This is a genomic window from Halosimplex aquaticum, assembly GCF_028747785.1.
Taxonomy (GTDB): Archaea; Halobacteriota; Halobacteria; order Halobacteriales; family Haloarculaceae; genus Halosimplex; species Halosimplex aquaticum.
The window spans coordinates 2,245,777-2,271,547 of sequence record NZ_CP118158.1; the positions used below are offsets into that span (position 1 = coordinate 2,245,777).

Genomic DNA, 25,771 nt, shown 5'->3' on the forward strand with positions numbered 1-25,771 from the left:
AGAGACGCGGTGCGCTCGGCGGCGTTCCGTGGCCGTAAATTAGGGCGCTCACGCGGAAAAGGGTTGTCCGGGACCGCTCGCGGCTACATCTCCGAGCGCTTGACCAGCGCGTAGACCAGCAGCGCCGAGAGGACGACGCTGAGGTACGCCTCGCTGGCGGCCGCGACCTCCGCGACCGGACCGACCGGACCCATGAACCCGTATCCGATGGTCGTGTAGGAGACGTAGCTGAACCGGGCGATCTCGAAGAGCGTCTCCAGCCCGCTCGTCGTCAGCGCGTCGCCGAGAGGCACCTGCCCGGCCTGCGTCTCGAACAGGGACCCGCCGAAGGCGTAGAACGGGACGTACAGCAGCGGCGCGAGGAGGAAGGAGAAGCCGATCCGGATGGGGCGCATCCCGTGGCCGCAGGTGACGCCGAGGAAGTAGTTCTCCGTCGCCCGGCCGAGGTTCTTCACGCGGGTCCACAGCGGCGCCGTGCCGTCGCGGACCACTTCGAGGTTCTTGGCGCGGCTGTGCTGCTGGCGCTTGACGCGGAACTCGCCGGCGACCTTCATGTCGCCGACGGCCGCGGCGCTCTGTTTGGCCTTGAGGTAGGTCGTCTCGACCACCTCCGGCGTCATCTCCAGGGCGTAGTCGGGGTCGGCGTCCGGCGGTTCGTGGAACTCGTGGATGGCCCACGCGTTGCGGTCGAGGTACTCGCGGTGGGCGCTGAAGTCGAACTCGTGGCCGTCGAACTCCGTGAACTCCGTGCGGCAGAAGCGGAAGAAATCGAGCAGGCGCCGGTAGTCCTCGTCGGTCGCCGCGGTGAGTTCGACATCGCCGAGGCTGGCGAGCGTGAGGTCGTAGCGGACCCACCGCTCGGCCGGTTGGGCGATGCGGCCGCTCTTGATCTTCGCGCGGGTGAAATCGGCGAAGGCGTCCTCGGCGACCTGCGTCGCCTCGAAGTCGATTCGGTCGGTGAAGACGGCGCCGCTGAAGTCGATCCGCCCGCCGAAGGAGGTGTCCTCGAAGTTCGCCGACGTGATCTCGGCGTTGTGGAAGTCCGCGTCGTCGCCGAAGTGGGCGCCCTCGAAGGTCAGGTCGTCTTCCAGGAAGTTGGCGCCCCCGGTGAACTCGGCGCCGCGGAAGACGCAGCGGTCGGCGAACTCGACCGCCGAGAAGTCCGCGTCCTCGTGGAACCGGGCCTCGTCGAAGTCGGTCTCGCCACCGAATCGGACATCCGGGAAGTCCGCGTCGGCGGTGAACGTCGCTTCCTCGAAGTGGGCCTGGCCCTCGAAGGCGGCCTCCGCGAAGGAGACGTACCGGAACCGCGCGTGCTGGAAGGCGGCGTCGCCGCCGAAGGTCGACCGGGCGAAGGTCGCGTCGTCGTCGAGGGCGCGCTCGCGGCCGGAGAAGGCGGCGCCCCGGAAGTCGGCGTCGCCGCGGAATTCGACGTCGGCGAAGCCGGTGTCGCCGTCGAAGCGGGCCTCGTCGAAGTCGGCGAACCCCTCGAAGCGGGCCTCGTCGAACTCGGCGTCGCCGTCGAAGGTGGCCTCCTGGAAGGTCGCCTCGGCGGCGAAGGTCGCCCGCTCGAAGTGAGTGAACCCGAAGTCGGCCTGCCGGAAGTCCGCCCGCGCCGCGAAGGCCGCGCCCGTGAAGCTCGTGTTGTCGTCGAGCAGGTTCGAGTCGCCGTAGAACTCGGCGGCCCGGGCCTCTACCTCGTCGGCGAACGTCGCGCCGTCGAAGCTCACGTCGTTGGCGAACGTCGCCTCGTCGAGGTCGACGCGCCCCTCGAAGCTCGCGTCCGGGAACTCCACGTCGCCCGCGAACTCCGTCTCGAACGCCGAGAGGTCGCCAGTCACGGTCGCCCCGTCGGCCAGCAGCGCCTCCTCGACGTGGGACTCGTCGAACGTCAGGTCGCCGACGGTCGCTCCCTCCAGGCGGATCGGCAGCCGGATCGTCGCGAACGTCGCAGAGATCGACTCTATCGTCGCGTCGCGCAAGTCGATCGGGTGCCTATCCGGCCCCTCCACGGTCTGCCGGTCGAGGTCGAGCGCCGGCAGCGTCACGCCCCGGAGGTCCTTCTCGTCGGCGTCGCCGTTGTGCGCGACGTCGAGAAACGCCTCCCGAACGTCGTCGTCAGTGATCCCCCGCTCCGCGCGGGCGTCCGGCGAGAGGTGCAGGACGGACGCGTCGGCGCCGTCCCCCGTCGACGGCCGGTCCTGCGACACCGCGGACGCCGCGCCGCCGTCGCCGCTCGTCCCGTCGGTATCGGCGCTCCCGCCGCCGGCCTCACCGGGACCCGCGTCGCCGCTCGTCTCGTCGGCACCCCCATGCCGCCTGTCTGTCATATCTCCCCACACGGTAACCCCCGACTAAAAAGGTACTGCTGTGCGCCGGACGCGGCCGGTGCGAGGCGTCAGTCCGTCGGCTGTCCCGCCCGGTCGGCGCTGTGGTCCGTCGGGTCGTCGGCGCCGCTCTCGGCGGGTTCGCCGGCGACGACCCCGTCGGGAACGGACTCGAAGACCGTCCGCGTGAACAGCGCGAGGTCGAACTCGGGATAGGTGTGGTAGGTCTCGTAGCCGTCCGCTCGCACGTCGACGGTCGTGACGGCGTCCGGACCGAACCAGTAGGACAGATCGAACGCCGCTTCCACCGGGAAGGCCGAGAGCGGCCGCCGCTCGACGACTGTCGAACAGCGCAGCCCGTCGGCCGCGTAGTCGATCCGACGCCGCGACCCCGTGCCGCCCTCCGGCGACGGCGTCGCGGACTCGTCGGCGCCGGCGTCGGCCGCGGTACCCGCCGTCGTCGGCCCGTCGAGTCGGAGCGCCGTGACGCCGTCGCAGTCGACGGGTTCGCACGAGGACAGCTCGTGGAACTCGTAGGCGGGCGCGCTGACGTAGTGAGAGCTCCCGATCACGCGGAACGTGAACTCGGCGCCGAGGAGGCGACGGGAGAGCGAGTCGAAGACGCGGACGTCGCTGGCCGGCGGGCTGGCACTGTGGACGAAGTGGAGGGTGTTCTCGGTCATGGGTCGACGATCACGCCGTAGTTGGGGTCGAAGACGCTGTTCGGTTCGACGTTTCGATAGGAGGGCAGCGCCCGCCACTCCCAGCGCTCGTAGCGCTCGGCCACGGCGTCGAGGTAGTCGCTGCGCGCCCGCGTGACGTTCGGGACGGGCTGGGGCCCGTCGGAGAGGAGCCAGAAGCGCTCGCCGCGCTCCAGTTCGCCGTCGCCGTCGGGGTCGTTGTACACCGAGTAGGGGAGGTAGCGGTCGAAGCCCGCCTCGCGGAGGGTGTTGACGTGCACCGCGCGGTGCTGGGAGTAGTAGTACCGCGAGTACACCCACGTCGCGACGACGCCGCGGTCGCTGAGGCGCTGGCGCAGGAGGGTGTAGAACTCCGTCGAATACAGCGCCAGCGAGTCGTCGCTGCGGGCGCCCGGCACGTCGAGCAGGATCAGGTCGTAGCGCTCGTCGGTGTGGCGCAGGTAGCGGTAGGCGTCCCCGACGGTCGTGTTCAGGCGGTCGTACTCGTGGGCGTCGTCGTGGTAGCGGGCGAACGCCGACTCGTTCTTCGAGTAGTCGAGGAACTCCCCGTCGATGTCGACCTGGTCGACGCTCACGTCGTAGTCGCGCAGGCGGTCGACGGCGATGTAGTCGCCGCCGCCGACGAGCAGTACGTCGAACGACTCGTTTCCGCCGGAGACGGCGCCCGACTCGTTCAGGTACGCCGAGGTCGGGACGTCGACGAGGCCGCTGTGGTACGAGTCGACCCAGCTGTCGCAGAGCTGGATCGCCTGGTCGAGGCGGAGACAGGTATCGGTGTCGGCGTTGCCCGCCACGTCGCGCTGGTAGGTCGTAACCCGCTGGTAGGCCGTCCGCTCGAACCCGGTGACCGTGACGTCGGCCTTGCCGGGCTGGTACTCGCTCTCGATGCGGTCGCCCATGTACGCCCCGGTGACCGCCCGGTCCACGGCGCCGGCGTTGGCGACCAGTCCCCCGTAGGTCCCCGTCAGCAGCAGGCCGGCGAGGACGACGCCGCGCCAGCGGGCGAGCGAGAGCGACCGGTCGCCGCCGCGAGCGGTCGGTGCGCGAGCCGACCACACAGCGAACGCGAGCGCGGCGAGCCCGTTCAGCAGGCCGAGGACGAGCACCGTCACGACGAGCCCGTAGCGCGGGTAGAGGACGAGCGCGTAGACGACCGTCCCCGCCAGGCTGCCGAGGTAGTCGACGCCCAGCACTTCGGAGAACGACCGCCCCTCCGCCTCGGAGACCGAGAAGAACGCGCCGAGGACGCCGCGGACGACTCTCCGGGGGTAGACGCCCCCGAGCGTGGCGAACAGCGTCTCCTCGCGGTGCTCGACGAGTTCGTTGAGCAGCGGGATCTCGAACCCGGAGAGGAGGCCGACCAGCAGGATCGGCCCGTGGGCGAGCGCGAGCGTGATCGCCCCTTTCATCGGGAAGACGACGTCCGGGAACGAATTGAGGGCGATGACGAAGGCCGCACCGGCCGGTCCCGCGAACGCGAGGTACACCTCCGTCCGCAGGAAGTTCCCCTCGGGGTCGTCGAGGTGCGCCGAGAGGAAGGCGCCGACGCCCATCGAGAACAGGTAGAGGCCGATGGTGATCGAGTAGCGGAGGACGGTCCCGCCGTAGAAGACCGTCAGCAGCTCCGAGTAGACGAGTTCGTAGGCGATCGAACAGAAGGCGACGACGAACGTCAGCCCGAGCATCACGCGCCGGTCGGTGACGACCGCCGCGGGGGACGCCGGTGCGACCTCGGATCCGCCGTCGGTCATCGCGACCGGCCCGGGCGGCTCGGTCCCGTCCGCAGCGGCCGACAGCGACGGCTCCTCGGCGGTCGGATTCCGGATCGGCGGGCGGCGGGATTCGGGAGGGCGGCCGGCCGGATCGGCCGGGGGCGCCTCCCGGGGTGCGCCGTCCCCGCGGGCGTCGTCGCTGTCACGGGCCATCGGCGGTCAGGCGCTCACACTCGGGGTTTGACGTACCAGGCCTTCTCGGTCTCCCAGCCGCCGGTGTCGTTGTCGACCTGGAAGTCGGCGGCCTGCCAGCCGAAGTCCTCGGAGCCGTCTCGGGAGACCAGTTCCGTCCCGACGCGGTACCATCCCTCTCGGGGGTCGCTCCCGGGCGAGACCGCGCCGATGTCGACGGTCTTCTCCACCCCGTTCTCCGGGTTCTCCCACGTCTTGTCCCACGAGACCTCGCCGGGACCGGGTCCCGGCGGGTCGTTCTTGTAGTCGCTGTTGCTGCCGAGGTACGCGACGGCGAGCGTGGCGACGGTGGCGTCGTACATCCGGAGTTCGTCGCGGTGGTCGTCGCGCCAGTCGTCCGAGTACGAGCCGCCGTGCCAGACCGCCCAGCCGTGGCGCGGATGCTTCGGCGCCGAGGAGTAACCGCCGGTCCCGCGGCCGCCCGCGCCCTTGGCCGCCCTGGCGACGCCGACCGGTGCGAGCGACGCGACCGCGCCGCCCGGGTCGAGGTTGCCCTGATTCTCCTGGCGCGACTCGACCTCCACGTCCGAGTGCAACTGGATCTGCAACTGCCCGCTCTGGAGAGACACGTCCTGGAAAACAGTCGCTTTCCGCGGCGGCGGCGAGTTGTTCCCGCCGAGGCACCCGGCGAGACCCATTCCTGCCAGCAATCCCGCACTCCCCTGTACGAAGCGTCGGCGCTGCATACCCTGTAGCGCGAGTCGCGCCAGACAAGTATCTTTACATTATCGTTTCAGCTGAGCGGTTCGTTCGCGGCGGGCGCGTTGGGCGACATTCAAGTACCGACCCCCGGTAGGGGCGGGGTAACGGAGTTCGTCACACATGAGCGACACATGGGACGCGCGGACCGAGGAGTACTCCGGCGACGTGCGACTCGCCGGGAGCCACGAGGCACCGGTGGGCCTCCGCGGCGCCGAGGACGTCTTCGTCGGCCCGGACGCGGTCGCGGGGACCCTCCGGCTGGCCGACGTCGAGTACGTCTTCACCGACGTCCCGGACGGCGACAGCGACAGCACGGCCGCGGGAGACGGCGTGGCGACCGAGGTGACCGGCGACCTGGAGGACGGGTACGTCGAAGACGTCGACGGCGACGTCGTCGTCAGCGGCGTCGAAGACGTGTTCGTTGCCTACGACGCCGCCGAGACGCTCGACGCCGCCGGGGCCGAGCAGGTCTTCCACGACGACGCCGCCGCGCCGACCGGCTCGCCCGACGGCTACGACGTGACGGTGACGGGGTGGAACCACTCGCGCGACGCGCGCGACCCCCGGGACGGCGTGTCGGTCCGCGGCGCGAAAAACGAGGTCACCGTCACCGACGCGAAACACGACCTGACGGTGTACGTCGTCGGCTGGGACAACGAGGTCCGCGTCGAGGGGCGCGGCCTCGACGTCACGGTCTTCTTCGTCGGCCGGGACAACCGCGTCAGCGTCGGCCCGTACGTCTCCGCGACGACCGCCTCCGAGAGCGGCTACGACAACGCCCTCGACGCCGACCCGGTCCCGCCCGAGGCGGTGATCCAGACCTCGAAGGAGGAAGCCCACAGCGGGACCACCTTCGGTCGCCACCGGATCACCTGGCAGGAGCCCGCGGCCGACAAGGACTGGTGCCCCAACTGCGGTGAGAACGCCGACGCCGTCATCGCTCGCCGACAGAAGGACGCCTTCTTCCTGTTCGGCTCGGCGGTCCGCACCTACGACAGCGGCGGCGTCTCCTACGAGTGCGAGCGCTGTAGCCGCCACGTCGCCGGCGGGGTCGACCTCTCCGAGCAGGAGCGCAAGGACGCGCTGCGGTGAACGTACGGGTGGACCCACTGCGGTGAGCGGTCGGCGGTCGTGAGGATTGATACCGCACGCCACAGGGACGCTGCCGGCGAAACGCGCCCGAATCCGAACGCTCAAAGGGACAGATCGGTTCGGACAGGACATGGAGGTGTTCGTGCGGCTGGGCTATCTGCTCGCGCTGCTGGGCGTCGGCGTCGCCGCCCGCCGTGCCGGCGTGCTGAACGACCGGCGGACGGGCTGGCTCAACGACGCCGCGTTCTACGTCGCGCTCCCGGCGCTCGTGTTCTCCTCGACGTACAATCGAGCGCTGGGCGAACTCGTCTCGCCGGCGCTGGTCGCGGGCGTGCTCGTCGTGTTCGCGACGGTAATCGGGCTCGCGTGGCTGGTCCACCGGCGCCGGCCGTCGCGGGCCCGCCGGAGCGTGGCGCTGGTCCAGTCGTACCACTCGAACCTCGGCTTCCTCGGACTGCCGCTGGTCCAGGCGACGCTGGGCGACGCCGCCAGCGGGACCGCCGCCGTCGTCCTCGGCGTCGGCATCCTCGTCCAGACGCCGCTGACCGTCTGCTCGCTCATCGCGATCAACGACGCCGACGCCGACGTCGCGACGGAACTGCGCGGCGTCGCCACCAACCCGGTCCTCATCGCGCTCGCGGCCGGCCTCTCCGTGTCGACCGCGGGGCTCGGCGTCCCGGGCGCCGTCGCGACCGGCCTCGGCTGGGTCTCTACGCTCGCCCTGCCGATCGCCCTGCTCTGCGTCGGGGCCTCGCTCCAGGTGGTCGACGCCGACGTGGACTACGGGCTGACGGGCTCGGTCGTCGCGATGAAGATCGGACTGATGCCCGCGCTCGCGTGGGTCGTCTTCACGCTGCTCTCCGTCGACGCGACCGCCGCCGCGGCCGTCGTCGTCATGCTCGGGATGCCCTCGGCGGTCTCGACATACGTCTACTCGACGGAACTCGGTGGCGACTCGCAACTCGCCTCGCTCAACGTCTTCGCCACGACGCTCGCGTCTCTCGCCACGGTCGCGCTCATCCTCGAAGTGATGGGGTAGGCCGACGCCGTCCGCTGGACTCGCGCGATTTTATCAGCCACGACCACGCACGCACGGGCATGGGCTACCACCAGATCGACCCCGACGACCTCGACGCGACGCCGGACTACCCCTGCGACCGCCGTGGCGTCTCAGACGCGGCCGAACTCGCGGCGCTGCACCTCGCGACCTACGAGATGGAACCCGGCGAGCAGTTGCCGCGGGTCTACCACTACCACGACCGCCGAGAGGAAGCGTTCTACGTGGTCTCGGGGACGCTGCACGTCGAGACGCCCGACGAGGAGTACGTCGTCGAGACCGGCGAGGTGTTCGTCGCCGAGCCCGAGAGTCCCCACCGCGCGTACAACCCCGAGAGCGCCGACGAGAGCGTCCGCGTGCTGGGGACGGGCGCGCCGAAGTCCGACATCGCCCATCCGTACGAGCCCGAGGAATCAGCGGAGTGAGCGCCGAAGGCGTCGGCCGGCGGTCGTCCGCTGCTCGCGGCTTCGCCGCTCGCTCCACTCGCGCCTCGCTCACGCCGCGGGGAACCGCTCGTCGAGGAAGTCGGCGAGTTCGCGGTAGACCCGGATCTTGTGGTCGATGTCCGTCGAGGCGTGGCCCTCCTCGCCGAGTTCGACGTACTCGAACTCCTCGCCCTCGGTCCAGCCCCGGCGCTCTTCGAGGGCGTCCCGGAACTCGCGGGCCTGCGAGACGGGGCAGCGCGGGTCGTTGACGCCGTGGAGCATCAGCAGGGGCGCCTCGATGTCCTCGACGTGGGTGATCGGGCTGCGCTCGCGCCACAGGTCGGCGTTGTCCTCGGGGTCGCCCATCTGCTCGCGCAGGGTCGTCTTGAAGTGGGCCATCGACTCCTCGAACAGTCCGGGCAGGTCGGTGATGCCGACCCAGGCGATGCCGGCGTCCCACAGATCGGGGTACCGGACGAGTTGCCAGTAGGCAGAGTAACCGCCGAACGAGCCACCGAAGACGGCCAGGTCGTCCTCGTCGACCCACTCCTTCTCGGCGATCCAGCGGGCGCCCGCGGCGATGTCCTCCTGCTCCTTGCCGCCCCAGTCGCCGTGGATGGCGTTCTTGAACTCCCGGCCGTAGGCGGTCGACCCGCGGAAGTTCGGCGCGAGGACGGTGTAGCCGCGGTCGACGAGGAACTGCACCCGGGCGTTGAACGTGTGGTCGACGTGGCCGTGGGGGCCGCCGTGGACGAGGACGATGACCGGCGAGGGTCGCTCGCCGCTGTCGTAGAGGACCGCCCCGACGTCGGTCCCGTCGGTCGACTCGTAGGTGACGTAGTCGGCGTCGACGAACGCGTCCGGGTCGATGTCGCCGTACTCGGCCTCCCTGATCACCGTCGTCTCGTCGGCCGCGGGGTCGTAGGCCAGCAGGTCGTCTCGGGAGGTAGGGGTGGTCTGGCCGGCGAGGATCCGGCCGTCGGGCAGCATCCCGCTGCGGCGGTCGCCGTGGACCCACGAGACGCCCTCGGCGAAAGGTTCGGCGAGTTCATTCCAGTCGCGGTCGTAGACGACGAGCGGCTGGGTTGCGCCGTCGTGGCGGCCGGCGAGGACGTACCCCTCCGGGTGGACGCAGTAGGCCCACTCGTCGCAGGTCCCGTCACTGATCCACTCGGTTTCGTCGGTCGCGAGGTCGTAGACGCCCCACCGCGAGAAGTTCGTCTCGTCGTCGGTGACCAGCACGGCGTCGCCCGCTGGCGTCCAGTCCGTGACGCCAGCCTGGTAACCCTCGCCGTTGACGTCGAGGCGGCGAGCGGTGCCGTCGACGCCGTCGCCGCCGACGGCCGCTGCTCCGCCGTCGCGGTCGCCGCCCCGGGACAGGTCGGCAACGTACACGTCGCGGTTTTCGAGGTCGTCGCGCTCGTTGGCGACGTAGGCGATCCGCTCGGCGGTCGGATCGTACATCGCGCCGAAGACCGGCCGCTCGTAGGCGGTCACCTGGCGGTGTTCTCCCCGCTCGCGGTCGAACTCGTAGAGGTTCATCTGCTCGCCGGCGTCGCTGGCGTACAGGAGGTTCCGGCCGTCCGGCGAGACGTCCTGCAGGACGGTCTGGCCGTCGTTCTCGACGACGGGGCGGATCTCGTCGGTCCCGAGGTCGTAGGCGTAGACGTCGTTCTGCTCGTCGCCTCCCTCGTCGCGGTGATAGTAGACCGCCTCGCCGTCGGGCGCCCACTCGATCGGGTAGCGCGCCTCACGGGGCACCTCGCCGTCGCTGACCTGGGCCAGTTCGCCCGTCCCGGGGTCGACCAGGCAGAGCTCGTTGCGTCCGCTCCCGTCGTAGAAGCACGCAATGCGGTCGCCGTCGGGGGAGACGCGAGGGTGGTTCAGGGTCGGCAGGCTCGCGAGTTCCTCCAGGGGGATGGGGTCGGACATCCCCGGAGACTACTTAGCGACGTTACAAATCGATTGCGCCGCCCGGAAGCGCTCCGACTGGATACCCTTTAGGGCCCGCCGGTCGCAGGGAGAGCCATGACGAACAAAGACGACGTGCGACAGCAGATCGTCGAGAGCGGCGTGACCGCGGTCCTGCGCGGGATCGACGAGGACGACATCGTGCCGGTCGCCGAGGCCATCCACGAGGGCGGCGTCACGGCCCTGGAAGTGACGGCCGACGCCAAGCGCTGCAGCGACATGATCGCCGACGTCGACCGCGCGATGGAGGGCACCGACGCCGTCGTCGGCGCGGGTACCGTGATGGACGCCGCCGCCGCGCGCAACGTCATCGAGGCCGGCGCGGAGTTCGTCCTCGCGCCGAACCTGAACGAGGACGTCATCGACGTCTGCAACCGCGAGGGCGTCGTCGCCATCCCGGGCGTCATGACGCCGACCGAGGCCGCCCAGGCGATGGAGGCCGGCGCGGACATCCTGAAGATGTTCCCCGCCTCGACGGTCGGTCCGGGCCACATCGGCGCGCTCCAGGGACCGCTCGGCGACGTGCCGATCATGCCGACCGGCGGCATCTCGACGGACAACGTCGCCGACTACTTCGAGGCGGGCGCCGTCGGCGTCGGCGCCGGGTCGGCGCTGGTCGACTACGACGCGATCGAACGCGAGGACTGGGACGGCGTCCGCGAGTCCGCCGCCGAGTTCGTCGAAGCCGTCGAGGACGCGCGGTCGTAGACGCGCGGACCGGCGCCGCGGCGGCCGCCCGGCGCGTCCCGTCACCGATAAGGGGAGCGAACGACCAGTGAGGCCCATGGGAAATCGGTCGCTCGACGACTTTCTGGGCGGTGACGACGCCGACGAGTCCGACGACGAGCAGGCGGACGACGGCGCGAGCGACGCGACCGACGCAGACGCGGCCGACGCAGACGCGACCAGTTCTGAGACTGACTCGACCAGTTCGGGGACGGGCGACCCGACGGCGACTGAAGAGACGGCCGACGAGGCTGGCGACGCTGCGGCGAACGAGGGTGAAGCGGACGACGCCGAACTGGCGAGTGATGACGCCGACGACGACACCGGCGCCGCCGACGGGCCGGCCGTCGACCCGAGTGCCGTCGAACCGGCCGCGGCGACGTACACGTGGAGCGGTGACGGCGGCGTCTGCGAGGCCTGCGGCGAGACGGTCGACCGGCGGTGGCGACAGGACGACGCGCTCGTCTGTCCGGACTGCAAGGAGTGGTAAGTCCGGGCTGTCGAGCGCGGTAACCGCGACCAAGAGCGGTCCCGTCGGGTCTGCCGCCGAGTAGCGGATGCGATCGGGCGACGCGACGGCGGTAGTGTCCGTGTACGGCGTGCGCACAGCCAGCAAAGTTACGGTTCTCCGGCCATTAGCAACGGGACGAGCGCCCCGTGCGATCAGTTCCCACGCATCACCGGTCGTCGCGAGTGGAGTCACACGAGGCGGCGCGTCGGAGCCGTAGCCACCTATGACAGACACAGACACCACAGTCTCCGGTCGCCAGGAGAGCACGGTCGAGGACGTCAACGACGCGCAGGCCGTGATAGCGCGCGTCGTCGAGAACGTCGAGGAGGTGATCGTCGGCCACCACCACGAGATTGAACACATCATCACCGCCCTGCTCGGCCGCGGTCACATCCTGCTGGAAGACGTGCCCGGCGTCGGGAAGACGATGCTCGCCCGCGCCGTCGCCCGGTCGTTCGAGGGGTCGTTCAAGCGCGTCCAGTTCACGCCGGACCTCCTCCCCTCCGACGTGACCGGCGTCAACGTCTTCAACCAGAAGACCGAGGCCTTCGACTTCCGCCCCGGCCCCGTGTTCGCCAACGTCGTCCTCGGCGACGAGATCAACCGCGCGCCGCCGAAGACCCAGTCCGCCCTGCTGGAGGCGATGGAGGAACAGCAGGTCACCGTCGACGGCGAGTCCCACGACCTGCCCCATCCGTTCACGGTCATCGCGACGCAGAACACCGTCGAGCGCGACCGGACCTACGAGCTGCCGATGGCCGAACTCGACCGGTTCATGAAGAAACTCCGTCTGGGCTATCCCGACACCGACGAGGAGACGGAGATGTTCGACCGGATGGTCGGCCACCATCCCATCGACGACCTCGACTCGGTGGCGACGCTCGACGACCTGCGGGCCGCCCGCGACGCCGCCGCGGGCGTCACCGTCGAGCGGTCGGTCCGCGAGTACGTCACGCGGCTCTCGCAGTTCACCAGACGCCACGCCGAACTCGGTGTGAGCCCCCGGGGCGGCCTCGCCGTCCTGCGGGCCGCGCAGGGCCGGGCCGTCCTGGAAGGGCGGGAGTACGTGATCCCGGACGACGTCCAGACGGAAGCGGAGGTGGTATTCCCGCACCGGATCCGGACGAGCACCGACGAGACGACGCCGCGGGCCGTCGTCGAGAACGCCCTCGAATCCGTCCGCGTCGAGTGATGCAGCTGACACGACGTGGCTACGCCGTCCTGGGCATCGTCGTCCTCGCCGAAGTGCTGGCGCTCACCTACGGCGCCCGAGCGCTGAACGCCATCGCCGCGCCGGCAGTGGTCGCCCTCGTCGCCTCCGTGGTCCAGTTGCGACGCGCCGAGGTCCCGACGGCCGAGCGCGACTACGTCCCGGCGGCGTTCCCCGGCGACACGCGCGAGGTGACCGTCGAGGTCGAGGGCAGCGGCGTCGCGCGGATCGAAGAGACGGTCCCAGACGGCCTCACGGTCGAGGACGCGACCGCCGAAGCGACGCTGCCGACGACGTTCACGTACACGCTGACCTGCGCCGAGCGCGGCCGACACTCGCTCGGCCCGCTGGACGTCCGGATGCGCGACCTCCTGGGGCTCGTCGAGACGACCTACGAGGTGGGGCCGACGACGCGCGTGCTCGTCTACCCGCCGGTGTACCAGGTCGCCGGGCGGGACGTGATCCTCCGGCACGTCCTGGAGCGCTCGGAGGTCGAGCGCCAGGAGTTCGACACGCTGCGGGAGTACGTCCCCGGCGACCCGCTCCGGGACGTCCACTGGAAGTCGACCGCGAAGGCCCAGGACGAGATCTACGTGGCCGAGTTCGCGGACAACCGCGTCGACGACGACCAGATCGTCGTCGCGGCGACGGCCGACGCCGGGTCCGTCGACGAGATGGCCGCCGCGGCGGCGAGCGTGGCCGTCATGGCCCTCGACGCGGGGCTGGCCGTCGAGTTACGGATCCCCGAGCAGACGGTCCCGATGGGCCGCGGTGACGACCACCGCCAGCGACTGCTCGGCGCGCTGGCGGTGACGGACACGGACTTCACGTCGCCGTTCAAATCCTACTCGCTGCCCGACGGCGCGACCGAGGACGCTGACGTGGTGATCCGGGGGGACGCCGACGGCGTCAGCGTCGCCTTCGGGAGCGACGACCGCTCGTTCGAGGACATCACCGTCAGTCGGGAGAACCCAATCACCCGTCGGGAGAACCCAATCACCCGTCGGGAGGTGGAGTCGTGAGCACCGAGACGCGCTCTCGCGGCGTGTCCCTGGGCGTGGTCGAGGTCGACCCCGTCAGGACCGTCGCCCTCGGCGGTATCGCGCTGCTCATCTCCGCGTACGGCTCGGTCTTCTACCACTTCGTCGACGTGACCGGCGAGCCGATACTGTACCTCCTCGTCGCGGCCGTGGCGCTGGCGGCGGCGACGTCGCTGTCGAACTCGATCCGGTTCCGCTGGGCGGCGGTCGTCGCCGTCGGGTTGCTCGCCACCGGACTGACGCTGTACGTCCTCAGCCTGCCGCGCCAGCCGCCGCTGGTCCCGCTGGTGACCGACGCCATCGCGCTGATGACCGGGCGGTCGCTGCTGCAGGTGACGAACGTCGACCTCTGGGTGCTGGGCGTCTCGCCCGGGCCGCTGTTCCTGACGTGGTACCTGGCGATGCGCCGGCGCTACGTCGCTGGCGTGCTGGCGGGCGGCGGGACGCTCGGCTTCCTGGTGTTGACCACCGACGCCTCGACGGTGACGACGCTGCTCGGCGTGGTCGGCGCCATCGTCGCCGTCGCCGTCGGCGATATGGACCGCCGCGGCGACTCGCTGAAGGCCGCCGAGCCGCTCGCCGTGTTGCTCGCCGTCCTCATCGTCCTCTCGGCGGTCGCGCCGATCGTGCCCGGCGGTCCCTCGCGGACCGCCGACACGTGGTCGCGGTTCCAGACCGGCGGAGCGGCCGGCGGCGGGACCGTCGAGGCGAACCTCCTCGAGGCCGACAACCAGCTCGGGATCGCGGGCAACCTCTCGCTGTCGCCCGACGTCCGCTTCCGCGTCGAGAGCGACGCCGAGTCCTACTGGCAGGTCGGCACCTACGACCGCTACACCGGCGACGGGTGGGTCCGGACCGGCAGCACCGACTCCTACCGCGGCAACCTGGACGGGCCGCCGGGCCGGAGCCAGACGGTGAGCCAGACCTACACCGCCGTCGACGAGATGGACGTCGTCCCGGCGGCCTGGAAGCCCGTCTCCGTCGGCGGGAGCGTCGCCGACGACGTGACGGTCAACGACCTCGACGGCCTCGAACTCGACGGGAGCGTCTCGAAGGGCGATCGGTTCTCCGTCACGAGTCAGGTACCCGTCGCGAGCGCCGAGGAACTGCGCGCGGCCGGCACCGACTACCCATCGTCGGTCGAGGAGCGCTACACGCGGCTCCCGTCGAGCACGTCCGACCGCGTCGCCGAGCGGACGGCGCGGATCACGGCTCGCGCCAACACCACCTACGACACCGCGCGCGTCGTCGAGCGGTGGCTGAAGAACAACAAGGGGTACTCGCTGGACGTGCGGCGGCCCCGGAAGAACGTCGCCGACGAGTTCCTCTTCGAGATGGACGCCGGCTACTGCACCTACTTCGCGACGACGATGGTCGTCATGCTGCGGACCCAGGACATCCCCGCGCGCCTGGCCGTCGGCTACACGCCGGGCGAGCGGGTCGCCGAGGACGAGTGGGTCGTCCGCGGGTACAACGCCCACTCGTGGGTCGAAGTGTACTTCCCCGAGGTGGGGTGGGTCCGCTTCGATCCGACGCCCGCCGGCCCGCGACGCAGCGCCGAGCAGCAGGAACTCACGCGCGCCCGCGAGAACAACCGCACCGACGTCGACCTCAACGACACCGGCGGCGGCGAGTGGACGGCGACGCCGACCGCGACGCCGGCGCCGCTGACGCCCCGGGCCGAACAGCCCGTCCAGGAGGCGCCCGGCCCGATGACCATCCCCGACCGGATCACGCGCCCCGGCGGGACGCCCGCGCCGAACGTGACGCTGTCGAGCCCGTCGGTCACCGCCACATCGACGAACGGCTCCGGCGGCGCCGGCGGGGGCGGCGACGAGTCGACGGGGCCGTTCGGGGGCCGGCCGCCGACTCGCGAGGAGGCGACGCTGGGCGCGATCGTCCTGCTCGGTCTCGTCGTCGGCCTCCGCCGGAGCGGCCTGACCGGCCGGGCGTACCGGGCGGTCTGGGTGCGCTATCAGCCGACGAAAGACCCCGAGACCGACGCCGAGCGGGCGTTCGAGCGCCTGGAGTACGTCCTCGCCGAGCGCCACCGGCCGCGCAGGCCCGAGGAGACGCCGCGGCAGTACCTCAAGGCGATCGGCGCCGACGAGCGAGCGACGCAGGTCGCGTACGTCCGCGAACGCGCCCGCTACGCCGGCGAGGTCACTCGCGAGGAGGCAGACGAGGCGGTCGCCCTGGTGGACGACATCGTCGGCTGGCGGGGCGCCTGACAGGCCGCAGACGCGAGCGGCCGTGGGGAGTCCCGACAGTGTTTAATAGGTCGATTTCGTATGCCGATGCGTAATGTCGGAAGTCTGCTCGCTCCCCAAGGCGAGTACGCCGCAAGTCAGGGCCGTCAGACAGGTGACCGCCGCAACGAGCCGTTCGGGTGACGATGTCTGAGGTGTGCTCGACGTGCGGGCTCCCCCAGGAGCTCTGCGTCTGTGAAGACGTCGCCAAGGACTCCCAGGAGATCAGCGTCCGCATCGACGAGCGCCGCTACGGAAAAGAGGTAACGGTGATCGAAGGATTCGACCCGAAGGACGTCGACATGGACACGCTCTCGTCCGACCTGAAGTCGAAGTTCGCGTGCGGTGGGACGGTCGAAGACGGCTCCATCGAACTCCAGGGTAACCACACGGGTCGCGTCGAGGACTTCCTCCGAGACAAGGGCTTCAACGTCGCCTGATCCCCCCGACCACGGCGTCGAACGCCCGCGTGAAGAGCGTTTTTTAGCGCCTCTATCGAGGAGAGAGCCGCGCTGCCGTCGGACGGGCGGCCAGTCCGCCGATATCGGCGTCGATGTGAGCGAACGGTAGTCGCGTCCTGGCGGGTCTCCGTCCCCGCTCCCCGATCTTTCGAAGTTCGAGGTTCCGACTGCCGAGAGGTGGCGTCGATGCAAACCGTGAAGCATCTCAGAAGAAGTGTAGCATCCGCGCGAGCGGAGCGAGCGCGGTTCACGCGGCCGAACGAAGTGAGGCCGCGCTTTTTCACCCATGTTTTTGGCCAGGGGATCGCGCGCAGCGCGACCCCCCGGCGAGAAAGATGGGTTAGAAAAACTGAAACAGGTCGTCGCGGCCCTGTTCGTGGAGGTGGTGGCGGATGGCCTCGTTCATGGGTTCGATGGAGCCGCGCTTGGCGGTGATGGGAGCGACGGTGTTTCGCCACTGCTGCCAGGGAGTGGGGAGGCCGAGGCGCTCGCAGAGTTCGTTCAGGCGCTCGTCGCGGTCGTCGACCTTGTCCATCTTGTTGACGGCGACGACCGTGGGGATGCCCACGTCGCGGAGGAAGTGGAACATCTCGACGTCGTAGGGGACCTCGTCGGGGCCGGAGTGGCGGTCGATGATGTCGATGGCGGCCTTGCCGTCGACGACGAGGACGCCGACGAGGATCTTCTCGGCGTTCTCCTCGATGTAGCGGACGATGTCGGTCTTGGTCTGCTCGCGGACGTCCTCGGGGACGCCTTCCATGAAGCCGAAGCCGGGCAGGTCGGTGATGACGAAGTCCTCGCTGGCCCAGTCGTAGTGGTTGGGCGAGCGGGTGACTCCCGGTCGCTGCCCGGTGTCGAACGTGTGGCCGGTGAGCTCGCGCATCAGCGTGGACTTGCCGACGTTGGACCGACCGACCAGCGCCACCTCCGCGTCGCGGTCCGGTCGTGACTCGAACATGGCCCGCCCTACAGCGCGGGCGTGGAAAAGCGACGCGCTCTGGGCCGTGGCGCGGTCTCCCCGGACCTGCGCCGTCGGCGTCGCGCCGGTCCCCGCCGAGGGTCGCCGAAGCGTCCGGGCGTTTCCCGTCAATCAGCAGGACTAAACGACCGCCGGACGGAGGTAGGGGCGCATGCGCCGCCGTGAATACCTCCGTTCCGCAGTCGGCGCCGCCGGCCTGGTGGGGATCGCAGGGAACGCCCTCTCCGCCGCCGGCAGCGACGACAACGTATCGCCCTCCACGCAATCGACCACCGCGTCCTCCACGTCGACCCCGCAGACGACCGCCGACGGAACCGATACGGACGACGGCGACGGCTTCTCGCCGCTCGCACGGATAGACGTCACGAACGACGACCCCCGGTTCAAGACCACCGAGGCCGTGATGGAACCGTCCGGTCGATACGCGTTCGCGTCGCGGTTCGACGGCTTCTACGTCGTCGACTGCGACGACCCCGAGAACCCGGAGATCGTCGGCAGCTACACGGGGATCACCGCGCCCGACGGACGGGAGATGGGGTCGTTCAGGGACCTCAAGTACAACCAGGGTCGGCTGATGCTCGCGACCGACGGGGGGAGCCAGTTCCGCGGGATCGCGCTGTTCGACGTCTCCGACCCCACCGATCCGGAGCCGCTCAAGACCTACGAGACGGCCTACCGGATCCACAACGCGGACCTGCACGGCGAGTACGCCTACCTGACGACGGGGTCGGAACTCGAAGTCGTCCACGTGACGCCCGACGAACCGGAGTCCGTCGCCACGTGGTCGGTCACCGACTACGACGACGCCTACGAGGACGTGTCGAGGGGACTCCGCAACCTCCACGACCTGTACGTCCAGAACGGGCGGGCGTACCTGGCGTACTGGGACGCCGGGACGTGGATCCTCGACGTCTCCGACCCCGCGAACCCGAGCCACGTCGGCCACGCGACCGACTACAGCGCAGAGGACCTCGCGGGCCTGAGCGGGGCGGAGCTGTCCGAGTACGCGCTGGAGCCCGAGGGCAACGACCACTACGTCCAGCCCGACGACGACGGCGACCTGCTCGCGGTCGGCGGCGAGAGCTGGGACCTCGAACACGAGACGATCGAGACCGACGAGCCCGAGGAAGCGGACCTGGGCGGACCGAGCGGGATCGTCCTCTGGGACATCTCCGACCCGGCCGACCCCGAGGAACTGTCGGAGATCGAGCCGCCGATGCCCCCGGAAGGGGAGACGACGCGCCGCCGCGGCGGCTACTACACCACCTCGCACAACTTCGAGATCGCCGGCGACTACCTCTACTCGTCGTGGTACCGCGGCGGGGTGAAGGTCCACGACATCTCCGACCCCGAGAACCCCGAGGAACTCGCCCACTGGGCGGACGGCGACGAGACGAGCTTCTGGACCGCCCGCACGGGCATCCCGGGCGAGTACTTCATCGCGACGAGCTACACCCATCCGACCGAAGACGACGGCCCCGGCGGGTTCTACACCTTCCCCGACCCGACCGACAACACGGCGACGGTCACGCCGTCGGGCGGGTCGGTCGACGCCGGGACCGCCAGCGGTACGACGGCCGGTCCTACCGCGACGGAGACCCCGACCGAGACGTCGACGGCAACTGCTACCGATACGGCCGCACCGGCGGCCACTGACACGGCCGCGCCGACGGACGCCTCGACCCCGACGGCGACGCCACGGGCGACGGCGACCCAGACGCCGATGGCCGGCGGGACCGACCCCGGGGCGGACGCACCGACGGACGAATCGACCGCCACCGCGACGGACACAACCAGCGGGGACGGACCCGGTCTGGGCGTCCTGTCCGGGCTCGCCGCCCTGGGCATCGGCGCGTGGCGGCTCCGCGGGTCCGACGACGGGGAGTAATCGCCCCACCGGGAGACTGATACCCGCCGGCCGCTAGGCGGGTGACGTGCACCGACGCCAGTTCCTCCGCGCGACCGTCGGGCTGGGCGTCCCGGCGGCCGTCGGCGCCCTGTCCTCCCGCGACGGCGCGGCCCACCCGACCGAGCCCTCCGAGTCGAACGCGACGACGGCGACCGGAACGTCAACCCCGACGCCCACGCCGACCGAGGCCGCCGCGACGCCGACCTCCGGCTACGAACCGCTCGGGAGCGTCGCCGTCGAGGACGCCACCGAGGCCGTGACGACCACCGACGGCGAGACGGCCTTCGTCGCCGCGCTCGACGGGTTCGCCGCCGTGGACCTCGCCGATCCCGCGGATCCCACTGTCCTCGCAGAGAAACGCGACATCTCCCCGCCCGGGACCACGCAGGTGATGACGGGGATCCAGGACGTGAAGTACGACGACGGGCGTCTGCTCGTCGCCGGGCCGGCGAACTACGACCCCGACGGCTTCCACGGGATCGCGCTCTACGACGTGTCCGATCCGGCCAGCCCCGAACTCCTGCGGGCCTACCAGACCGCCTACCCGATCCACAACTGCGACCTGTCGGGCGGGTACGCCTACCTCACCGGGAACAACCGCGACGACAACCCGCTGGTCGTGGTCGACGTCGACCGCGACGAGCCCGCGGAAGTCGCCCGCTGGTCGCTGTTCGACCACGATCCCGTCTGGGAGTCCGTCCCCGTCGCGCTCCGGACGCTCCACGACGTGTTCGTCCGCGACGGTCGCGCCTATCTCGCCCACTGGGACGCGGGCACCTGGATCCTCGACGTCTCCGACCCCACCGCCCCCGCGTACGTCGGCGAGGTGAGCCAGCTCTCGCCAGCGGACCTGGCGGAACTGGACGGACTCGCGGTCTCCCGCGAGCAGAAGGAACCGCCGGGCAACGACCACTACGCCGCGGTCGACCCGTCGGGCTCGCTCCTGGCCGTCGGCAGGGAGACATGGAACTCGAACTTCGGGAAGGAGGGGACGACGCCGGGGCCGGACGATCCCGGCGGCCCGAGCGGGATCGACCTCTACGACCTGTCGGACCCCGCGTCGCCGGCCCACCTGGCGACCGTCGACCCGCCGCCGACCGCCGACCCGAACGTCAACGGCGTGTGGACGACCGCGCACAACTTCGAGATCGCCGCGGGCCACCTCTACTCGTCGTGGTACCGCGGCGGCGTGGCGGTCCACGACCTCTCGGACCCGGCGAACCCCGAGCGAGTGCGGTACTTCCGTCGCTCGTCGGAGACGAGTTTCTGGACGGCGCAACTCGCCGCGCCCGGCGACGCGGTCGTCGCAACCAGCTACGGGGATCCCTCGCTCACAGACGCGGAATCGAGGCTCTACACGTTCCCCGACGTGCCGCGGGCGACGCCGACGGCAACCTCGACGACCGGGTCGCCGGACGAGACCGCGACCCCGCCGACGACCGCACCAACGCCGACGGAAACCGCCGCGGGCGGACCGACTCGGGACGGGACCGACGCAGTCGAAACGGGGGGCGCGACCGACGAGGACGGCCCCGGTTTCGGCCCGCTCGCGGCGCTGGCGGGCGTCGGACTGGGCACGTGGCGACTGCTCCAGGAACGCGGCGAAGACAAGGACTGAAACCGGCGCTCAGAGCGCGTTCTCGACCGCGGACGCGACGCTCCGTGCTTTCTCCGCCAGTTCAGCGGGGACGTGGCCGGCGTCGACGGCGGCGTCGAGCTCGTCGTCGTCGACGCGTTCGACCCGCCCGTCGGCGTGTTTGACCACGTCGACGTGGAGGTCGACGTACCGGACCGCCGACGGGAACGCCTCGACCGGCGTGCAGACGTTGACGTACGTGCCGCGTTTCTCGCCGTCCTCGCCCCGGTAGACCGTCGGGTACCACCACTTGCCCTCGGTGAGTTTCGTCACCGCGACGTCGCCGGGTTGCTGGTCGACGCCGAGTGCGTCGTAGGTTCCCCGGCCGGACATCTCCCGCTCGACGACGACCGTTCCGTCCGGATCGCGGCGGGTCACCTCGCCAGTGCCGAGCGAGAACATGCGGCCGTCGGGCTTGCCGTGGTCGATCCGGACACGGTCGCCCTCCGTCGGGCCGAACTGCCGCGTGACGGCGTCGAACGGGAACTCCGCCTCGCCGCCCGCGTCGGGACAGACCGCCTCGACGAAGTCGACGGCGGCGCTGGCGCTGTTGGTGGCGGCCTTCACGCGGTGGTGGCCGCTCATCGTCGCCGTGACCGCCCGCCGCCGCTCGTCGAGGCCGAAGCGGGACTCGCGGCCGAACCAGATCCAGACGGTCGACTCGCCCGGCCAGTAGCAGTGCGGCGCGGCGTCGTCGGGCGCGGGCGCGTCGGCGAACGCCTCGTCGAGTGCGAGCGCTCGCTCGCGGAGTCCGTCGAGGGCGTCGCCGAGCGCGTCGAGGTCGGCGTCGTCGGCGGCCGGGTCCCAGTCGATCCCCCAGCTCTCGGGCGGATCGACCGGGAGGAGGTCCGCGAGTTCCGGTCCGTTGCTGTCGGGCGACGACCCGCGGACGAGGGCGGCGAGGCCGCGCTGCACGCGGACGGTCGTGTCGAGGACCGGTCGGCCGTTCCCCCACGGCGGGGCGGCCTCTTTCACCTGGACGCGCAGGCGGTCGCCCGTTTCGACGTGGGCCGCGGTCTTCGAGTAAGGGAGAAACCCCTCGCGGTCGGTGCCGGCGACCGGCGGAAGGTCGTTGTCGCCGTCCGCGGCGCCGTCGGCCAGTTGCACGACCGCGCCGCTCCCGAGCGTCTCGGTCACTTCGCCGGCGTAGACCGCGCCGCGGGGCGTCGGGTCGCGCCAGGCCATGGCGTCGCGGCCGACCGCGCGGGCCTCGGTCGTCGCGGTCGCGACCGCCGCAGCGTCACCGGTGATCCCGACTCCCTGCCGGTCGTCGGTCGTCGAAACCATCGCGTCGGCGGGCGCGAGCGGGAACTCGTCGGCGAAGCGGTCGCGGATCGGCGGCGAGGCCTGGACGACCGACAGCCCCCCGTCCTCGAACAGGCGGGTCAGCGCCGTCGTGTAGATGCCGCGGACGCGGACGGTCGGGACGCCGTCGACGGCATCGCCCCCCGCGGTCGTGTCGGCGCCTTCGCCCGCGCCGCTCCGCGACGCGCCCTCGTCGTCGCTCATAGCGCGTCGCGGTCCGCGGCGAACCGGACCCGGTCGTCGACCGTCGGCCCGAGACGCAGTTCGACCACGTCGTCGCTGAGCACGCGCCCGCCTTCGACGGGGACGCCCCACGAGTCGAAGCGAAGGTACCCGCGGATGTCGTCGGCGTGCGTGAAGAGGTCGAGGTACTCGACGGCGTGTTCGGGGAACTCCGCGCTGGAGTGGGCCCGGTCCATGTCGGAGTAGACGGCGTCGAGTCCGTCGAAGAACGATTCGAGCGCGTCGGCGTCCTCGCGGGTGGCTTCGACGACGGCCTCCGAGACCTCCCTGATCTCGTCGGTCGAGAGGCCGGCGTCGCGCAGCGCCGCCTGCGTCCGCTGGTCGAAGTGCATGCTCGCGGGTTCGCGGTCGGGGCTTGAAAACGTCGCGGTCACGGCTGGCGATGCGGGTTCGCGCCGGTCGGGCGGGCTCGCGGGTTCGGGCGTGGGCTCGCCTCAGATCGTCGCGCGGAGGACGAGCACGAGGAAGCCGAACATGGCGCCGAACGCGATGACCGTCCGCGGGTCGATGCGGATCGCGTTGCGGTCCTCGGCGTCGAAGTACCGGACGAGGCCGGCACTGGACATCAGTCCGCCGCTGTCGCTGCTGCTCATACGAACCTGTCTCGTGGCCGCCCGCGTAAGCCTTTCGTCCTGTGGCGGGGCGGCGACGTGTCGTCGAGCCGACCCGCGGACGGCCCGTACGCCGGTAGTGGAAACCCTTATCCCCCCGGATTCGCAATTTCAACTGACGCATGACAGTCACGCTCAAGGACTTCTACGCCGACTGGTGCGGCCCCTGCAAGACGCAGGACCCTATCTTGGAGGACCTCGAAGAGGAGTGGGGCGACGTCGAATTCGAGAAGATCAACGTCGACGAGGAGCAGGACGTGGCCAACGAGTACCACGTCCGCTCGCTCCCGACGCTCATCGTCGAGAACGACGACGGCATCGTCGAGCGCTTCGTCGGCGTCACGCAGGCCGACGACATCGAGGACGCGCTCACCCAGGCTTCCGCCTGAACCGCCAGCAGTTCTCCGCTCTTCGTCCCCGCTCTCCGTCCGTCGACTCCCCAGTCGCGACGCTCGGCGCGGTTCCGGACGGAGAACCATAACATATCCGTTAACGATAACTCATTTGTTACAGATGGCCGAACAGCCGGACATGTCCGCACTCGGACTCGTCGTCGCGGAGTTCTACGAGGGTCTCGCAGCGGAGTTGGAAGCGCGGGCGCGGGCGGCGGTTGACGAACGCGACGCGAGCGTGTCGCAACGAGTCGCCGTCCCCGGCGTCTACGACACGCCCCTGGCCGCCGACCGCCTCGCCCGCCGCGACGACGTCGACGCCGTCGCAGTCCTCGGCGTCGTCATCACGGGAGACACCGATCACGACCGGGTCGTCGCGCACGCCGCCGCCCGGCAACTGAGTCGCGTGAGTCTCGAACGAGATACGCCCGTCGCGTTCGGCGTTCAGGGGCCGAACATGAGCGGACCCGAGGCTCGGGCGCGGGTTGACAAGGGAGCCGACGCCGTCCACTCGGCGCTCGATACGATCGAAGCACTCCCGTAACGAACGGAGAAACGGCCGCCTCAGTGGAACTTGACGCCCACGTCGTGCATGCCCTCGTTGTTCATCGCGATGTTGATCACAAGCGGCGTGACCGCCTCGACCTCGGCGGCGTTGGCGATGCCGCCGGCGGAGACGGCCCGCAGGCCCTCGACCTCGTCGGCGAGTTCGGAGACGGTGTCGACGGCGTCCTCGTCGTCGCCGACGACGAGTGTGTCCACGTCGAGTTCTGCGTCGAGGTTGGCGAGGCGGTCGGCGGCGAGGTTGTGGAACGCGCCGACGACGGAGACGTCGTCCGGCGCCGCGTCCGCCGCGAGCGCGGTGACGCTGCCCGTGCCGGGCTTGTTGTAGTGCATGCCGTCCTCGTCGCGTTTCATCCCGACAGCGGGCGAGACGAGCACGTCCCCCGCGTCGAGGTCGGCGGCGACCGCCTCGATGGTGTCCGTGAGGTGGTAGGCCGGGACCGCGCAGACGACCACGTCGGCGCGCGCGGCGGCCTCGCCGTTCTCGTAGCCGGCGACCGACGACTCGACGCCGCGGCTGTCCAGTTCGGTCACGTACTCCTCGGCCTTGTTCTCGGCTCGCTCGGCGTCGCGCGAGCCGATGATCACAGTGTGTGACGTGTCATACGCCCAGCGCAGGGCCAGTCCCTCGCCGATGTCGCCCGTGCCGCCCAGCAGTGCGATGTCCATATCGGTGCCTCGGACGATATCAGGATAAGCGTTGCCGATTCGGCGGCGCGCGGGGCGGTCGGTCCCCGAGCTACTCGCCGTCCGCGCCGAGGAGGGCGGGCAGGTCGTTGACGGAGTCGACCACGGCGGCCGCGCCGGCCCGCTCGTACTTCCGTCGACCGTCCTCGCCGGTCAGCCCGCCCGTGAGGACGCCGACGCCGCGGTAGGTCCGCTCGGAGTCGGCCTCGGCGGCGTTGACGGCGGTGCGGACGTCGTCGAGCGTGTCGCCGACGAAGACGACCGAGTCGGCGCCGAAGCGCTCGGCGAGCGTCACGAGCGCGTGCGGGTCGGGCTTGCCCTCGTCCCAGTCGTCCATGGTGAAGCGGTGCTCGTCGGGCACGTCGAGGCCCACCCGCTCCAGGGCGATGTCGGCCTCGGCGGCGGGACGGCCCGTCAGGACGCCCAGGTCGTGGCTCGCGCGCAGCGCGTCGACGGTCTCGGCTTCGAGGATCTGCGGTTCGTCGTTGATGTACCCCGACGTGTCCATGTCGGGTTCGGCGCCTTCGAGGTCGCGATACAGGTCGCTCCCGAGGTACAGCTGCTGGAACACTCCGCGGAGGCGGTCGGGGTCCCACTCGCTCATCACGCGCTCGCGCTCGGCGGGGCCGAGGGCGTCGAGGACGACCGTCTCGGCCGCGGCGACGCCGCCGCCGGTCGCGGCCACCCGGTCGGTGAACGACGAGAGGGACAGTTCCAGCCCCTCGCGGCGCGCGAGGACGTACAGCGCCGCCGCGTCGGTGAGTTCCCAGTCGTTGTTGAACCCGCCCGCGTCCTTGAACTGCTGGATGTCCGCCTTCTCGATCGTGTCGCCGTAGACCTGGGCGACGGACTCGACGATGGCACGGCGGTAGGAGTCGGCGACGTCGACGAGCACCCCGTCGACGTCGAGCACGACCGCGTCCGCGTTCATGAGTGTCTCCGGGGAAGCACTCCTCCTAAAAATCCGTTCCGACTCGCCATCTCGTCCCCGCTCGAACGCCGGAGAGCC

24 protein-coding genes are annotated in these 25,771 nt (G+C 70.6%); 13 read left to right on the forward strand and 11 right to left on the reverse strand.

Translation table 11 applies throughout. The annotated features are described in order from the left end of the window. Positions 1 to 83 precede the first annotated feature (83 nt). The 4 genes from PSC72_RS11395 to PSC72_RS11410 form a co-directional block, all read right to left on the reverse strand. Complete coding sequence (locus PSC72_RS11395) at positions 84 to 2,330, reverse strand: pentapeptide repeat-containing protein (protein WP_274325995.1); 2,247 nt, start codon at positions 2,328 to 2,330, stop codon at positions 84 to 86. A 68-nt stretch (positions 2,331 to 2,398) separates the two neighbouring features. Beyond that, positions 2,399 to 3,010, reverse strand: coding sequence for a hypothetical protein (locus PSC72_RS11400; RefSeq protein ID WP_274325996.1), 612 nt, complete (start codon positions 3,008 to 3,010; stop codon positions 2,399 to 2,401). Then, on the reverse strand, positions 3,007 to 4,779 hold the full coding sequence (locus tag PSC72_RS11405; RefSeq protein WP_382261858.1) for a spermidine synthase: 1,773 nt from the start codon (positions 4,777 to 4,779) through the stop codon (positions 3,007 to 3,009). Before PSC72_RS11405 ends, PSC72_RS11400 begins: the two co-directional genes overlap by 4 nt. A 188-nt stretch (positions 4,780 to 4,967) precedes the next feature. Continuing rightward, positions 4,968 to 5,678 carry a twin-arginine translocation signal domain-containing protein gene (locus tag PSC72_RS11410; protein ID WP_274325998.1) on the reverse strand — a complete coding sequence of 237 codons (711 nt, stop codon included), beginning with the start codon at positions 5,676 to 5,678 and terminating at the stop codon, positions 4,968 to 4,970. A gap of 136 nt (positions 5,679 to 5,814) precedes the next feature. On the opposite strand from PSC72_RS11410, the gene PSC72_RS11415 reads away from it, so the two are divergent. From PSC72_RS11415 to PSC72_RS11425, 3 genes are all read left to right on the forward strand, one after another. After that, positions 5,815 to 6,786 (forward strand): hypothetical protein, encoded by a 972-nt coding sequence (locus tag PSC72_RS11415; protein ID WP_274325999.1) that lies wholly within the window; start codon positions 5,815 to 5,817, stop codon positions 6,784 to 6,786. A 130-nt stretch (positions 6,787 to 6,916) separates the two neighbouring features. Further along, a complete protein-coding gene (locus tag PSC72_RS11420; protein ID WP_274326000.1) occupies positions 6,917 to 7,825 on the forward strand; it encodes an AEC family transporter in 909 nt (302 codons plus the stop codon). A 59-nt stretch (positions 7,826 to 7,884) separates the two neighbouring features. After that, positions 7,885 to 8,268 (forward strand): cupin domain-containing protein, encoded by a 384-nt coding sequence (locus PSC72_RS11425; RefSeq protein ID WP_274326001.1) that lies wholly within the window; start codon positions 7,885 to 7,887, stop codon positions 8,266 to 8,268. Between the two features lie 69 nt (positions 8,269 to 8,337). On the opposite strand, the gene PSC72_RS11430 is transcribed toward PSC72_RS11425, so the two are convergent. Next, positions 8,338 to 10,200, reverse strand: a complete 1,863-nt coding sequence (locus tag PSC72_RS11430) for a S9 family peptidase (RefSeq protein WP_274326002.1) — start codon at positions 10,198 to 10,200, stop codon at positions 8,338 to 8,340. Between the two features lie 96 nt (positions 10,201 to 10,296). On the opposite strand from PSC72_RS11430, the gene PSC72_RS11435 reads away from it, so the two are divergent. The 6 genes from PSC72_RS11435 to yciH all read left to right on the forward strand — a co-directional run bounded on the left by PSC72_RS11435 (position 10,297) and on the right by yciH (position 16,415). Beyond that, positions 10,297 to 10,947, forward strand: a complete 651-nt coding sequence (locus tag PSC72_RS11435) for a bifunctional 4-hydroxy-2-oxoglutarate aldolase/2-dehydro-3-deoxy-phosphogluconate aldolase (protein ID WP_274326003.1) — start codon at positions 10,297 to 10,299, stop codon at positions 10,945 to 10,947. Between the two features lie 76 nt (positions 10,948 to 11,023). After that, on the forward strand, positions 11,024 to 11,455 hold the full coding sequence (locus PSC72_RS11440) for a DUF7573 domain-containing protein (protein ID WP_274326004.1): 432 nt from the start codon (positions 11,024 to 11,026) through the stop codon (positions 11,453 to 11,455). A 244-nt stretch (positions 11,456 to 11,699) separates the two neighbouring features. Beyond that, complete coding sequence (locus tag PSC72_RS11445) at positions 11,700 to 12,668, forward strand: AAA family ATPase (RefSeq protein ID WP_274326005.1); 969 nt, start codon at positions 11,700 to 11,702, stop codon at positions 12,666 to 12,668. Continuing rightward, entirely contained in the window at positions 12,668 to 13,708 is a 1,041-nt protein-coding gene (locus tag PSC72_RS11450) for a DUF58 domain-containing protein (RefSeq protein ID WP_274326006.1), read from the forward strand. Before PSC72_RS11445 ends, PSC72_RS11450 begins: the two co-directional genes overlap by 1 nt. Further along, on the forward strand, positions 13,705 to 15,957 hold the full coding sequence (locus PSC72_RS11455) for a transglutaminase TgpA family protein (protein WP_274326007.1): 2,253 nt from the start codon (positions 13,705 to 13,707) through the stop codon (positions 15,955 to 15,957). The genes PSC72_RS11450 and PSC72_RS11455 overlap by 4 nt, the downstream gene beginning before the upstream one ends. Before the next feature lie 164 nt (positions 15,958 to 16,121). Then, the gene (gene yciH / locus PSC72_RS11460) at positions 16,122 to 16,415 is read left to right on the forward strand and encodes a stress response translation initiation inhibitor YciH (protein WP_274326008.1); all 294 of its coding nucleotides are present in this window, start codon (positions 16,122 to 16,124) and stop codon (positions 16,413 to 16,415) included. A gap of 361 nt (positions 16,416 to 16,776) precedes the next feature. Here the strand turns inward: yciH and engB are convergent, their stop codons facing one another. Next, entirely contained in the window at positions 16,777 to 17,394 is a 618-nt protein-coding gene (engB, locus tag PSC72_RS11465; protein ID WP_274326009.1) for a GTP-binding protein EngB, read from the reverse strand. A gap of 172 nt (positions 17,395 to 17,566) precedes the next feature. Here engB and PSC72_RS11470 point away from each other — a divergent pair, with 172 nt between their 5' ends. Together PSC72_RS11470 and PSC72_RS11475 are read left to right on the forward strand one after the other, a co-directional pair. Then, positions 17,567 to 19,303: an LVIVD repeat-containing protein gene (locus tag PSC72_RS11470; protein ID WP_274326010.1), complete on the forward strand. Its 1,737-nt coding sequence runs from the start codon at positions 17,567 to 17,569 to the stop codon at positions 19,301 to 19,303. A 46-nt stretch (positions 19,304 to 19,349) separates the two neighbouring features. After that, positions 19,350 to 20,942, forward strand: coding sequence for an LVIVD repeat-containing protein (locus PSC72_RS11475; protein WP_274326011.1), 1,593 nt, complete (start codon positions 19,350 to 19,352; stop codon positions 20,940 to 20,942). 9 nt (positions 20,943 to 20,951) lie between these two features. On the opposite strand, the gene PSC72_RS11480 is transcribed toward PSC72_RS11475, so the two are convergent. The 3 genes from PSC72_RS11480 to PSC72_RS11490 form a co-directional block, all read right to left on the reverse strand. Beyond that, positions 20,952 to 22,469 (reverse strand): DUF402 domain-containing protein, encoded by a 1,518-nt coding sequence (locus PSC72_RS11480; protein ID WP_274326012.1) that lies wholly within the window; start codon positions 22,467 to 22,469, stop codon positions 20,952 to 20,954. Beyond that, positions 22,466 to 22,840 carry a DUF7532 family protein gene (locus PSC72_RS11485; protein WP_274326013.1) on the reverse strand — a complete coding sequence of 125 codons (375 nt, stop codon included), beginning with the start codon at positions 22,838 to 22,840 and terminating at the stop codon, positions 22,466 to 22,468. Before PSC72_RS11485 ends, PSC72_RS11480 begins: the two co-directional genes overlap by 4 nt. A 102-nt stretch (positions 22,841 to 22,942) precedes the next feature. Beyond that, positions 22,943 to 23,101 (reverse strand): preprotein translocase subunit Sec61beta, encoded by a 159-nt coding sequence (locus PSC72_RS11490; RefSeq protein ID WP_274326014.1) that lies wholly within the window; start codon positions 23,099 to 23,101, stop codon positions 22,943 to 22,945. Positions 23,102 to 23,241: 140 nt separating this feature from the next. Here PSC72_RS11490 and PSC72_RS11495 point away from each other — a divergent pair, with 140 nt between their 5' ends. Next, positions 23,242 to 23,508, forward strand: a complete 267-nt coding sequence (locus tag PSC72_RS11495; RefSeq protein ID WP_274326015.1) for a thioredoxin family protein — start codon at positions 23,242 to 23,244, stop codon at positions 23,506 to 23,508. A gap of 142 nt (positions 23,509 to 23,650) precedes the next feature. Continuing rightward, on the forward strand, positions 23,651 to 24,055 hold the full coding sequence (ribH, locus tag PSC72_RS11500; RefSeq protein ID WP_274326016.1) for a 6,7-dimethyl-8-ribityllumazine synthase: 405 nt from the start codon (positions 23,651 to 23,653) through the stop codon (positions 24,053 to 24,055). 20 nt (positions 24,056 to 24,075) lie between these two features. Here the strand turns inward: ribH and npdG are convergent, their stop codons facing one another. Both npdG and PSC72_RS11510 read right to left on the reverse strand, forming a co-directional pair. Further along, a complete protein-coding gene (npdG, locus tag PSC72_RS11505; RefSeq protein ID WP_274326017.1) occupies positions 24,076 to 24,744 on the reverse strand; it encodes an NADPH-dependent F420 reductase in 669 nt (222 codons plus the stop codon). A 70-nt stretch (positions 24,745 to 24,814) separates the two neighbouring features. After that, complete coding sequence (locus tag PSC72_RS11510) at positions 24,815 to 25,693, reverse strand: TIGR01548 family HAD-type hydrolase (RefSeq protein WP_274326018.1); 879 nt, start codon at positions 25,691 to 25,693, stop codon at positions 24,815 to 24,817. Positions 25,694 to 25,771 lie beyond the last annotated feature (78 nt).

Bases quoted from the DNA above. Each gene is read 5' to 3' on its own strand.
- PSC72_RS11395 (WP_274325995.1), bottom strand. From the start codon at position 2,330: ATGACAGACAGGCGGCATGGGGGTGCCGACGAGACGAGCGGCGACGCG.
- PSC72_RS11400 (WP_274325996.1), bottom strand. From the start codon at position 3,010: ATGACCGAGAACACCCTCCACTTCGTCCACAGTGCCAGCCCGCCGGCC.
- PSC72_RS11405 (WP_382261858.1), bottom strand. From the start codon at position 4,779: ATGACCGACGGCGGATCCGAGGTCGCACCGGCGTCCCCCGCGGCGGTC.
- PSC72_RS11410 (WP_274325998.1), bottom strand. From the start codon at position 5,678: ATGCAGCGCCGACGCTTCGTACAGGGGAGTGCGGGATTGCTGGCAGGA.
- PSC72_RS11415 (WP_274325999.1), top strand. From the start codon at position 5,815: ATGAGCGACACATGGGACGCGCGGACCGAGGAGTACTCCGGCGACGTG.
- PSC72_RS11420 (WP_274326000.1), top strand. From the start codon at position 6,917: ATGGAGGTGTTCGTGCGGCTGGGCTATCTGCTCGCGCTGCTGGGCGTC.
- PSC72_RS11425 (WP_274326001.1), top strand. From the start codon at position 7,885: ATGGGCTACCACCAGATCGACCCCGACGACCTCGACGCGACGCCGGAC.
- PSC72_RS11430 (WP_274326002.1), bottom strand. From the start codon at position 10,200: ATGTCCGACCCCATCCCCCTGGAGGAACTCGCGAGCCTGCCGACCCTG.
- PSC72_RS11435 (WP_274326003.1), top strand. From the start codon at position 10,297: ATGACGAACAAAGACGACGTGCGACAGCAGATCGTCGAGAGCGGCGTG.
- PSC72_RS11440 (WP_274326004.1), top strand. From the start codon at position 11,024: ATGGGAAATCGGTCGCTCGACGACTTTCTGGGCGGTGACGACGCCGAC.
- PSC72_RS11445 (WP_274326005.1), top strand. From the start codon at position 11,700: ATGACAGACACAGACACCACAGTCTCCGGTCGCCAGGAGAGCACGGTC.
- PSC72_RS11450 (WP_274326006.1), top strand. From the start codon at position 12,668: ATGCAGCTGACACGACGTGGCTACGCCGTCCTGGGCATCGTCGTCCTC.
- yciH (WP_274326008.1), top strand. From the start codon at position 16,122: ATGTCTGAGGTGTGCTCGACGTGCGGGCTCCCCCAGGAGCTCTGCGTC.
- engB (WP_274326009.1), bottom strand. From the start codon at position 17,394: ATGTTCGAGTCACGACCGGACCGCGACGCGGAGGTGGCGCTGGTCGGT.
- PSC72_RS11470 (WP_274326010.1), top strand. From the start codon at position 17,567: ATGCGCCGCCGTGAATACCTCCGTTCCGCAGTCGGCGCCGCCGGCCTG.
- PSC72_RS11480 (WP_274326012.1), bottom strand. From the start codon at position 22,469: ATGAGCGACGACGAGGGCGCGTCGCGGAGCGGCGCGGGCGAAGGCGCC.
- PSC72_RS11485 (WP_274326013.1), bottom strand. From the start codon at position 22,840: ATGCACTTCGACCAGCGGACGCAGGCGGCGCTGCGCGACGCCGGCCTC.
- PSC72_RS11490 (WP_274326014.1), bottom strand. From the start codon at position 23,101: ATGAGCAGCAGCGACAGCGGCGGACTGATGTCCAGTGCCGGCCTCGTC.
- PSC72_RS11495 (WP_274326015.1), top strand. From the start codon at position 23,242: ATGACAGTCACGCTCAAGGACTTCTACGCCGACTGGTGCGGCCCCTGC.
- ribH (WP_274326016.1), top strand. From the start codon at position 23,651: ATGTCCGCACTCGGACTCGTCGTCGCGGAGTTCTACGAGGGTCTCGCA.
- npdG (WP_274326017.1), bottom strand. From the start codon at position 24,744: ATGGACATCGCACTGCTGGGCGGCACGGGCGACATCGGCGAGGGACTG.
- PSC72_RS11510 (WP_274326018.1), bottom strand. From the start codon at position 25,693: ATGAACGCGGACGCGGTCGTGCTCGACGTCGACGGGGTGCTCGTCGAC.